Origin of the sequence: Paraclostridium benzoelyticum (assembly GCF_001006285.1) — a bacterium.
Taxonomy (GTDB): domain Bacteria; phylum Bacillota; class Clostridia; order Peptostreptococcales; family Peptostreptococcaceae; genus Paraclostridium; species Paraclostridium benzoelyticum.
This window is the reverse complement of record NZ_LBBT01000344.1, coordinates 1-11,472: the sequence shown is the minus strand read 5'-3', so window position 1 is coordinate 11,472 and position 11,472 is coordinate 1. Positions and strand designations below refer to the sequence as shown.

At 28.2% G+C, this 11,472-nt stretch carries 11 protein-coding genes and 1 other annotated feature; of the genes, 1 reads left to right on the top strand and 10 read right to left on the bottom strand.

The window, feature by feature from the left end; genetic code table 11:
* The 8 genes from VN21_RS16525 to VN21_RS16490 form a co-directional block, all read right to left on the bottom strand.
* Positions 1-760, bottom strand: a 760-nt coding sequence (locus VN21_RS16525) for a YdcF family protein (RefSeq protein WP_064503623.1), incomplete at its 3' end; no start/stop codon positions are given.
* Between the two features lie 97 nt (positions 761-857).
* Positions 858-1,127 carry a DUF1292 domain-containing protein gene (locus VN21_RS16520; RefSeq protein WP_046824229.1) on the bottom strand — a complete coding sequence of 90 codons (270 nt, stop codon included), beginning with the start codon at positions 1,125-1,127 and terminating at the stop codon, positions 858-860.
* Positions 1,128-1,195: 68 nt separating this feature from the next.
* Entirely contained in the window at positions 1,196-1,621 is a 426-nt protein-coding gene (gene ruvX / locus VN21_RS16515) for a Holliday junction resolvase RuvX (RefSeq protein WP_025161651.1), read from the bottom strand.
* Positions 1,622-1,766: 145 nt separating this feature from the next.
* Complete coding sequence (locus VN21_RS16510; RefSeq protein WP_046824228.1) at positions 1,767-3,935, bottom strand: hypothetical protein; 2,169 nt, start codon at positions 3,933-3,935, stop codon at positions 1,767-1,769.
* Positions 3,936-3,944: 9 nt separating this feature from the next.
* Positions 3,945-4,205 (bottom strand): IreB family regulatory phosphoprotein, encoded by a 261-nt coding sequence (locus VN21_RS16505; RefSeq protein WP_021429857.1) that lies wholly within the window; start codon positions 4,203-4,205, stop codon positions 3,945-3,947.
* Positions 4,206-4,243: 38 nt separating this feature from the next.
* Positions 4,244-6,889, bottom strand: a complete 2,646-nt coding sequence (gene alaS / locus VN21_RS16500; RefSeq protein ID WP_046824227.1) for an alanine--tRNA ligase — start codon at positions 6,887-6,889, stop codon at positions 4,244-4,246.
* A gap of 64 nt (positions 6,890-6,953) precedes the next feature.
* Positions 6,954-7,175: a binding site (T-box leader), on the bottom strand.
* 69 nt (positions 7,176-7,244) lie between these two features.
* Entirely contained in the window at positions 7,245-8,330 is a 1,086-nt protein-coding gene (gene mnmA, locus VN21_RS16495) for a tRNA 2-thiouridine(34) synthase MnmA (RefSeq protein WP_046824226.1), read from the bottom strand.
* Positions 8,331-8,387: 57 nt separating this feature from the next.
* The gene (locus VN21_RS16490) at positions 8,388-8,807 is read right to left on the bottom strand and encodes a hypothetical protein (RefSeq protein ID WP_046824225.1); all 420 of its coding nucleotides are present in this window, start codon (positions 8,805-8,807) and stop codon (positions 8,388-8,390) included.
* Between the two features lie 217 nt (positions 8,808-9,024).
* On the opposite strand from VN21_RS16490, the gene VN21_RS16485 reads away from it, so the two are divergent.
* Positions 9,025-9,441, top strand: coding sequence for a DUF3783 domain-containing protein (locus tag VN21_RS16485; RefSeq protein WP_046824224.1), 417 nt, complete (start codon positions 9,025-9,027; stop codon positions 9,439-9,441).
* Between the two features lie 60 nt (positions 9,442-9,501).
* Here the strand turns inward: VN21_RS16485 and VN21_RS16480 are convergent, their stop codons facing one another.
* A complete protein-coding gene (locus VN21_RS16480; RefSeq protein ID WP_046824223.1) occupies positions 9,502-10,422 on the bottom strand; it encodes a DUF2232 domain-containing protein in 921 nt (306 codons plus the stop codon).
* Between the two features lie 193 nt (positions 10,423-10,615).
* A complete protein-coding gene (locus VN21_RS16475) occupies positions 10,616-11,326 on the bottom strand; it encodes a hypothetical protein (RefSeq protein WP_046824222.1) in 711 nt (236 codons plus the stop codon).
* Positions 11,327-11,472 lie beyond the last annotated feature (146 nt).

Genomic DNA, 11,472 nt, shown 5'->3' with positions numbered 1-11,472 from the left:
ATAAATTAGGTAATACGTCAAATATCATAGTTTTTATAGTTGCAAAAAACTCTCTTGCATAATAAACCGGTACAAACTTACTTATAGATTTACTAGTGTAAAAATTAACATTTCCATACCCATTTACTTTGGCTAGTATAAAACTCCTAAAGCTGTGAAAATCAGTAGTGACCACCTTTACATTAAGATTTTTTATATCTTTATTGCTGTTTTTTTCTATTTTTTCTTTACTGTATTTAAAGTTTTCATATGTATTTGTAGACTTATCTTCTAGTATTATTTTATTTTTGTTTACACCATGTTCTACTAAATAATTTTCCATAGCTTTTGCCTCTGAAAGTTTTTCATCACTTCCTTGACCTCCAGATACAACAATATAACAATCATCTTTACTCTCATCTAAATATTGAATAGCTTTATCAAGTCGCCCTCTTAATGTTAAACTTGGCGTAGTATTTTTAACTGATGCACCTAGTACAATCAAATAATCACATTTGTCTTCTACATTGTTTTTCGGGAAAAATATTAATATAGCTTCTACTATTAAAAATATAGATAGAATTATAGTTAAAAATATTTTAATTACTTTTTTTAGCTTTTCATTAATATGTATTTTATTTTTTATAAAATGATATATTATAAGTAAAATACCTATAACTAAAAAGAAACCTTCAAAGGCCATTCCTCCATAAAACAATTCTAGGTAAATAAAATAACATATACCTAGCATACCTACTAATATATCTATGTATTTAATCATTCAGTTCCTCCTATGTAACATTCACTTCGCTTAAAGCGTAAAAAGGGAGCACCTTGAAGGATACTCCCATTTATAAACTATACAATTTTAATATTAACTATTCTTCGTCGAAGTTTAATCCTTCTTCTTCCATTAAAGTGTTGTATACAGCTACAACTGTTTCATACTCTTCATCATTTTCAAGTGGAGTTAATATATCTCCCTCTTCATCTGTATCAATTCTAAATATTAAAGCTTCTTCAGCCTCATTATCTTCTAAAGGCATAAGTATAGCATACTCTTTTCCTTCTGCTTCTAAAGTTAATATTATTTCAAATTGTATTTCATTTCCATCTTGGTCTATTAAGTTTACTATGTTTTCTTGCATTTATATCACCTCAAATTTTAATTATTTAAATATATTATAACTTATATCAATGTTATTTTACATAGATTTTACAAAATTCTTTTACTATCTAAATAACCTTGTAAAATTATTACTGCTGCAAGCATATCGATTACTTTTTTTCTTTTTTCTCTTCTAACGTCAGCTTCTATTAAAGATCTTTCTGCTGCAACTGTAGATAATCTCTCATCCCAGTATTCTATTTTTATACCCGTTTCTTGTTCTAATAACTCACAAAACTTTATAACTTTTTCACCTTGTGGTCCTAATGTTCCATTCATATTTTTAGGAAGTCCTGAAACTATTTTATTAACTTGTCTTTCTTTTATAATAGCTTTTAATTCCTCTATATCTTTTTTCTTTCCAACTCTTCTTACAGTCTTAACTCCTTGTGCCGTAATTCCCATAAGGTCACTAACTGCAACTCCTATAGTTTTATCTCCTACGTCAAGACCCATTATTCTTCCGTCTAATATCATTTAATTCTCCTCGGTCAACCAAATTTAATAATTATTCACTGTATGTATATACTATATTCTTATTGTACTCTAATTTCAACACATTATGTACAGAAAAAATTAACCTAGATATTATTTTTTTAATATCTAGGTTAATATTATACTACTCTTTATCAAAAATCATCATATTTACGCTCATAACCAATATTGGTATTAATATATAAATAGATGCTGTTCCAGCCGCAACAATTCCTGAATCATTAAAAATTAAAGTAACTATACACCCTACTGTTGTTGCTACAAATCCCTTAAATATATAAGGATATTTTTCTGACAACTTTTTAAAATGATTAGCAGGTTTAAAAATAAACTTAGTCATATATCCAGCAACTACTAAAGCTACAACAATTAATATATTGCTAGTTGCAATATCTACATTCATTTGTATCTTTCTAGTAAATGTTTGAATTATAGCAATTGGCCCATTTACAGATATCTGATTTACAAATCCAGATAAATGAGACTGGCTTTTAGACACTACATCTAATGCAGCAAATATACAAACAATCATTACTGGCACAAGTGATAGCAATATGCTCTTTTTAAGATCCATCCTAACATCAAACGCAAGTAATAAAAATAATGTATATGCCACAGATTCTGATATTGCTCCTCCAACATTTGCTCCCATTGATGGATAAGCACTAGTTATAAGTATAATTAGAGATGCTACAACTATAACCCATTTAGGTATTTTTTTGTAGTTCACTAATACTGACATTGCAAATATAGCACATCCTATAGTTATACCTTCATATTCATTTCCAACCCCATAGTATCTAGCACCTATTATAGCATCATAACTCATTATGTTATTTTGCATTAAGTGTGTTCCAAATATAGAATCAACTACTATTACTATAATAGTAAGTATAGAGAAAAATGCCATATACTTAATATCATCCTTAAAGAAAATTTTACCTATTAAATATAACACTAATAAGGTCCCAAATATTCCTAAGGTTATACTAGCTGGAGTTGCAAAATTAAAAATAGGCGAAACTATAAACGCTAAAGGTATAACTACCCCTAGTTTTATAAATTCTTTTAATATGCTAAAAACTAATTCTTTTTTAGGTAGTTTTTTCCTAAAGAAAATTAATAGTACCGTGCATATAATCCATGCTACTGCAACTATTCCCACAGTAGTGTTTACAATAGGAGTTCTCACGCCTAGCATAGATACCATTTTATCAAATTCATGATTGATAAAACTTATATTATCTTCTTTATTAACTTCCTCAAATGCTCTTCCTACCATTTTTTCATTTTTTAGATCAAACTTAGAAAGTATATCTACTCCTATATCTAAGTTTCCAACTACACCTTCTCTTCTTGTTGTAGCAGATTTTAAAACTCCCTTTTGAGATCCTTCAAATTTAATTACAGGAGATAGCCTTTTTTGATTTTTATAATCTTCTTTACTTGGAAAAGCTGACATTATATAAATCGTATCATTCTCATCAACCATTTTAAAAACTTCTTGTAAATAATCATCTATATTTTTATAAATATTTTTTTTCATATTATTGTAAGTTTTATCATTTAAATAGTTTTTGTAATCATCTAATCTATACGTATCTCCAAGTTCCACAAATAAAACATCACTATTATCATAAAACTTTTTAGTTTCACTTTTTAGTTTGTTATAATCTGTTCTTATTCCATAGGGCATAGTGTTGTCTTTGATATTTATGTTGTCTACATTACCATCGTCAACTCTACCTATGTTATCCATAGCCATTAATGCTATGTTTCTATTTTTTATTAGTTCTCCATTATTAACTCTATCTGCGTTACCTATAACAGATGCCCTTAATTTATGATTTGATAAAGTCTGTCCTAACGATCCAAGTACAGAACCATAAGAACCATTCTCTAAGTTCTCACTTAGAGAATGGTTTATTGTCATATCATTTATTTTCTTGGGATTGTGTCCTGTTTCAGCTTTATACGCCTTTGCATTACCTTTATTAACTTCTTCAAAGTTAATTAGGCTCTGGTTTGGCAAGGTAACTTTTCCTCCAGCACCTACAGCTGCATATGACCTTCTGTCATCTGTTCCTCTGTCACCTCTAATATTCATAAGCCCTATATAGCCTTCTTTTTCCATCTTTTTAGATAGAGAATCTATACTTAGCATGTCTTCAAGGCCAGTTCTATTTAAATCAATTACTATTGCCTTGCCTTTATCATCAGCAAAACAAATGCTAGGAACAGAACTTATAAGTATCATTAAAATTGTTAATAAGGATACAATCTTTTTTTTCATAAGATTGACCTACTTTCTATTGTTCAAATAATAAGTGATAACCTCTTCTAATATTTCATCTCTTTCAAATTTCTTCATTATCCCTCTAGCATTATTGTGACTTGTTATATAACTAGAATCTCCTGAAAGTATATATCCTATAATTTGATTTATTGGGTTATATCCTTTCTCTTGAAGTGAATCATAAACTAAGTCGATAGCCTCACTAACACTCATTTGTTCAGATGTTATACCTTCGAATTTCATTGTATAATCCATATTTTCATTCATACTACAACACCCCTATCTTTAATATTTATTTAAATTTATTATTTCACTTGAGTTTTTAAAACCTCTTTTGCATGATTTAACGCTTCGTCAACCTTAGCTACATCTGGAGCTCCAGCTTGTGCCATATTAGGTCTTCCTCCACCTTTTCCTCCTGCTACTTGAGCTACTTCTCTAACTATATTTCCAGCGTGAACACCTTTTTCAAGTACATCTTTAGTAGCTGTAGCAACAAAGTTTATTTTTCCTCCTGCTACATTTCCTAATACTACTACTCCAGAAGCTAACTTGTCTCTTAAAGTATCTGCAGTGTTTCTAAGTGTATCCATATCCATGTCTTCAAACTTAGCTGTTACTATATTTACTCCATTTATATCTGTCTTAGAGTCTAATATAGAATCTGCAGATTGTAAGCTCATTTTTGCTTTTACTTCATTTAATTCTTTAGCTAATGACTTGTTTTCGTCTAATAAGTTAGTTACTCTTGCTACTAAATTATCTTCTTTAGCTTTAACAGATGTACACACTTCATTTATTAAATCTTGCTTGTTATTTAAGAAGTAATATACTTCTTTACCAGTTATAGCTTCTATTCTTCTTACTCCTGCTGCAACTCCACCTTCAGAAAGTATCTTAAACATACCTATTTGAGAAGTATTTGTTAAGTGAGTACCTCCACATAATTCCATAGAGAATTCTCCCATTGAAACAACTCTTACTTCATCACCATATTTTTCTCCGAATAATGCTGTTGCACCTTTTTGACCAGCTTCTGTCATACTCATAGTTTCACAAGTTATATCTAATGCTTCAAATATAATATTGTTTACTTTTTCTTCAATAAGCTTTAACTCATCTTTTGATATAGATTCAAAGTGAGTTACGTCAAATCTTAATCTTTCTGGAGTAACAAGTGATCCAGCTTGGTTTACGTGATCTCCTAAAACTTCTTTTAATACTTTATGAAGAACATGTGTAGCACTGTGGTTTCTTGCTGAAGCTAATCTAACTTCTTTATTAACCTTAGTATATACTACATCTTCAAGTTTTATAATTCCTGATTTAACAATACATATATGCTTTATAGTGTTATTTGGACCTTTTTTAGTATCTAAAACTTCTACTACTAAATCTTCATTTTTATTAACTAAAAGACCTTTGTCTCCAACTTGTCCTCCACCTTCTGCATAAAATGCAGTTTTATCAAGAACTATTACAACTTCATCACCAACACTAGCTGAGTCTACTAATTCATTATTTTTAGCTATTCCCTTAACAGTTGATTCTATAGATAGAATATCATATCCTTCAAAGTTTGTAACTATATCTTTATCTAATTTAGCTATAGCATCTTCTTTCCATGCTTCTGCATCCATATTTCCTCTTGCATCTCTAGCTGTTTGTCTTTGTTTTTCCATTTCAGCTTTGAAGCCTTCTTCATCTATTTCTAAATGTTCTTCTTCTAATATTTCTTTTGTTAAGTCAACTGGGAATCCATAAGTATCATATAATCTAAATGCGTTCTCTCCACTTAAAGTTTTCTCATTTTTAGCTTTTAACTCTTCTATATACGAAGATAATATTTCATTACCTTTGTCTATAGTTTCATTAAACTTTTCTTCTTCTATTCTTATAACTTTTTTAATGTAGTCAGCTTTTTCAACTAACTCTGGATAAGCTTCTCCACTTACAGATATAACTTCATCAACTAAGTTGTATAAGAATGGGGCTTTCATTCCAAGTAATTTACCATTACGAGCAGCTCTTCTTAATAATCTTCTTAAAACATAACCTCTACCTTCATTTGATGGTAGTACTCCATCCGCAACTAAGAAACTTACACTTCTTATATGGTCAGTTATTATTCTTATAGATTTATCAGTTTTATATTCTTTTCCATAAGTTGAATTTGTCATTTTCTCAACGGCATTTAATATTTGCTTTATAGTATCTACATCAAATATAGTATCTACGCCTTGCATTATACATGCAATTCTTTCAAGACCCATACCTGTATCTATGTTTTTGTTCTCTAATGGGTTATAGTTTCCTTCTTCATCTTTGTTAAATTGAGAGAAAACATGGTTCCAGAATTCTAAATATCTATCACAATCACATCCTGGTTTACAATCTGGATTATCACATCCATACTCTTCACCTCTATCAAAGTGAATTTCTGAACAAGGTCCACAAGCACCAGTTCCTATTTCCCAGAAGTTATCTTCTTTCCCAAGTCTTACTATTCTTTCTTTTGGTATACCTATTTCTTTTTCCCATATTTCGAAAGCTTCGTCATCTTCAAAGTATACACTTACCCATACTTTATCTTGAGGTATGTTTAAATGTTCTGTAACAAACTCCCATCCCCATTTTAAAGTTTCTTCTTTAAAGTAATCTCCAAAAGAGAAGTTTCCAAGCATTTCAAATAATGTGGCATGTCTAGCTGTAACCCCTACATTTTCTATATCACCTGTTCTTACACACTTTTGACAAGTAGTCATTCTCTTACTTGGTGGAATCTCTGTTCCTGAAAAATAATTTTTAAGAGGTGCCATACCTGCATTTATTAATAATAAACTTTTATCATTATGTGGCACTAATGAATAACTTGGTTGAACTAAGTGTCCTTTTGATTCAAAGAATTTTAAAAATTTACTTCTTATTTCGTTTAATCCCATTTTTTGCATTTTAAATTTCCTCCTTAAATTTGCTACTTTTCTATGAATTAAAAAATCCCCGCCTCTATAATACTATAGGGGCGAGGATATATCTCGCGGTACCACCCTAATTACTGTAAAAAATCTACAGTATCTTCGGAAAACCTTAAGTTATAACGGAACTACCGTCAACTCCTACTTAGTTTCAAAGTTGATACTCCAAGACTGCTTCAATTAATCTATCATAAGGGCTTTCACCTATTCCCTCTCTCTGTAATGCATCAATTAATTTACTATTTCTTTTCACTGTATTTAAAATTATTTTATTTCTATATGATTAATAGTTATATTACTAAATTTTATAAAAATAATCAATAGTTTTTTATTATAGGCTTTTTTCTATTATTCCTCCACCTACAACTTTTTCTCCATCATACATAACAACTGATTGACCTTTAGTTATGGCTCTTTGGGGTTGATCAAATACTATTTTAACTGTATTTTCTCCGATTTTACTTACTGTCGCATCTGATGGTCTCGCTGAATATCTAACTTTAGCTTGTACTCTTAGAGGTTCTTTTATATCATCTATTGAGATTAAATTTACATCCTTAGCTATTAATGCATTTGAGAATATATCTTCATTATCACCTAATACAACTGTATTTTTAACTGGATCTATATCTACAACAAACATAGGCTTTCCAAATGCAATTCCTAGACCTTTTCTTTGACCTATAGTATAGTTTATTATTCCCTTATGCTTTCCTAATACGTTACCATTAGTATCTACGAAAAATCCTGGATCAATTCTTTTTTTAGAATGTTTTTGAACATATCCCGCATAGTCATTATCTTTTACAAAACATATTTCTTGACTATCTGGTTTATTATGAACCTCTATTCCTATTTCTTTTGCAATTTCTCTTACTTTATCTTTTTCATACTCACCTATAGGAAGTAAAGTATGTTCTAATTGCTCTTGAGTTAAATTGTATAATGCATAGGTTTGGTCTTTTTTATCCGTAACAGACTTTTTAAGTAAGTATCTACCTGTCTCTTCATCTTTTTCTATTTTAGCATAGTGACCTGTAGCTACATAATCACACCCTATTTGACGAGCTTTATTAAAGAAATCATCAAATTTTATATGCTTATTACAAGCTATACAAGGATTTGGAGTTCTTCCGTTTAAATATTCATCTATAAATGGATCTATTACCTTTTCTTTAAATACATCGCTAAAGTTTAATACGTAAAAAGGTATACCTATTCTATCAGCAACTTTTCTTGCATCTTCAACTGCTGATAATGAACAACATCCACCTTCATTTTCTATAAGTTCATCATCTTCGTCTTGCCATAATTTCATAGTAACACCTATTACATCATATCCTTGTTCTTTTAAAAGATATGCTGCAACAGAACTATCTACTCCACCACTCATACCGATCATTACTCTTTTTTTCATTTTATCACCTCGTTCTTTATATTATATATACTTTGATATATTTTTTAAAGTATTAACTTATAGGTTGTCCATTAAATCATTTGCTTTTTTATATAAATTATGATTTTTTATAAATTCTCTATAAGTTTTTATAAACCAAATTCCAAATACTAAAACTACTATATATATAGGCCAAACCACTATACTTATTACTGCAAATATAATGCTAATTATAACCCCAATCATTCCTATTATTATTTTTGTATCCATTATTTGAATAAAGTCAGGAAAATAGCTTATACTAAACCAACTCATCGAGCTTAAGATTAACATTCCAAATATCATTATACCCGTAAAAACAACTGGAGGAACTATAAGTACTTTTGAAATTATTTCCAAAGGTTTCTCTAGTACTTTTCTTAATGCCCAGTTTTTACTTGTATTAACATAATTTTTAAGTTTTTTATTTATATAATTTAAAAATTGCGTTTTATCCATTTCATTGCTCCTTTTAAAATACACACTACTATGTTTTACATAATAGTATACCATAAAACAATTAAGATGTCTTTAAATGATATATCCATATTAATTCACTTATATAGTAGTCATATTGTTAAATAATCCTCTTATAAAGTTCGTGTTTATGTTTAAAATTTTCTAAATTTGGTATCAATAATAATAAACTTATTAAAAAGGAGGTGCTTCAATTACTATGGATTTTAAAAACATAAATACTTTGCCTACTTATAGTGACGATAGGATTTGCGTCTTACTTTATAACTTTAATTCAAAAGATTTAAGTATGTTGAAAAATATATGCAACCTAATAGGCCTAAAAGACCAAATAGTCCTTGTGCCTAAGAATGCTACAACTTTAGTAAAAGATATTTTAAATAATAATATAGATGAAAGTTGCGAAGATGGATTAAAGCATAACGCCGTTATATTTAATAATGTAGACCATGTTAAAATTCACTCTTTTATGGAAGCTCTTAAAAAATTTAGGATACAAAGACCTTTAATTGCTGTAGTTACTGAAACTTCCATTGACTGGGAATTAAATACTGTAATACAAAACTTAATTGAAGAAAGAGAAGCCTTAAAGTCAGGGAAACCTCTTAATCACTAAATTTAAAAAGCGCCCCGCAACAAATGCTACAGGGTGCTTTTTGTTTTATTTAAAATTGTCCTAAGTCATTTTTAACTTCATCGGTGCATAGAAAAATGCAATAGCTGAAATTATCCAAAAGCTGATATTAAACTTTATAACCAACGAAGCTAAAAATGTTATTCCCATTATATTCAATGCCATTATAGACTTTGTTTTTTGATAAGTATAAAGTCTTAAATATGCATATGCATCTCTTATTAAAAAATAATAAACAATATACTTTATAGTTTCAGTTATAGTAAGTAAATATACAAATTTGATATCAACCCCTAACATATTTTTCAATTGAATTACAAATAAATATGCTAATCCAAAATATACAGTAGATTTAGAACAATATATGTAATTTGCATACTGCCTAATATTTTTCAAAATATATAATTTTCTTTTACCCTCTTCATTCAAAGACTTAATCCTATCTCCAATAAATAAGCTTGCAAAATAAGTCATTATAATAGTTCCGAGAGGAAGTGTAGCTATAAACATGTAAAATAAAACTTCTTTAAATCCATCACTCAAAGGCCAAGGCGCTACCATATTTTTATAATCCTTTATAAAACTAAATCCAATTAATTTAGAAAACCACACATCTACCATAACCATTATAAAGCAAGATACTATGCTCAAATAAAATAAATCATCAAAGATTTTAGTCTTTTTAGTTATAACATAACCACACATAATTCCAATAATCATACTTTGGCTCATGCAAATTGCCGATCCTATATTACCCATTACTAATCCTACAATAACTAAACAAGTTATCATTGCAAGTACTGTAAATTTAAAGTTACATCTTAAATATATAATCGCTATAAAAATAGGAACTATTATATCTATGTAAAGTCCATACAAAAGCCCTGTAGATATTGCAAATATACTGCAAACTATAAAAAGTGCCGACATTATAGCTGCCTCAGTCATCTTTCTTATTTCCATATAAAGCCTTCTTTCTATACAAAATTCACTTATATGATTTTTCCAAGGATATAAAAAATATATTAGTTAACCAAGTTTATAAGTGATTTAAAATATACACATTGATACATTATAACATAGACCTTAATAAAATTGTTTATACATTAAAATAACTACAATCTAGTTTTTACCAAGATTGTAGCTACTTTTAAATTTAATATTGCTCTTTTTTAATAAATAAAAAAGGATTAACTCTAATAGCATTGCTATATAAAAACGGATAAAACTTTTTTAGATATTCTAAATAAAAAACCCACTGTATGACAATATTTTCGTATACTCTTAATATGTCATTTTCTAAGTGTTTTTTACTAACTTCTTCTAAAGTATTACTTTCAAAGAATAAAATTTCATCTCTTAAATGTATTATGGACATTATTAAATCTGTAAAAGTTTGATTTTGCAATAAATTCTCATTACTTATTAAATTAATAAGTAAATTATTATTTTCTACTAATAAGTTCTTTATAGAATTTAAATCTATTTCATCTATTTCTATATTATAATCATGATTAGTTAGTGTAGTTCTAACATATTTAAGATCCTCAAAGTTAAAATTAAAGTCACTTGTATTTTTATCTGATACAATTATATAATGCATTAATTTTCCGCCAATCTCAGTGAAAAATATTCCTATTAGCATATTCAGCTTTTCTATTCTCTCTTTTTTAGATCTATGATCAATTAACTTCTCAAGAATTATAGTAACAACTAAACTATTTATAGGTATAAAACATAAATTCATTATAGAATAGTATGCAGTGTTTAAAGCTTGTCCAAACACCATAAAGTGGATAGTAAACATAATTACAGATAAAGATATTAATATAAAAGATATAAATAAATAGTATTTAATTTTTTTCATAAGCACTCCCCTTAATATTTTTACACATTTACTAATTATAGCATACGTTAATTACATTAAATTTCCTTAATTTTATATTTATATAATTAATTATTTCCTTTTAATATAAGGTACTTTAAAAAACTTACTTTATATTCATTCAAAAA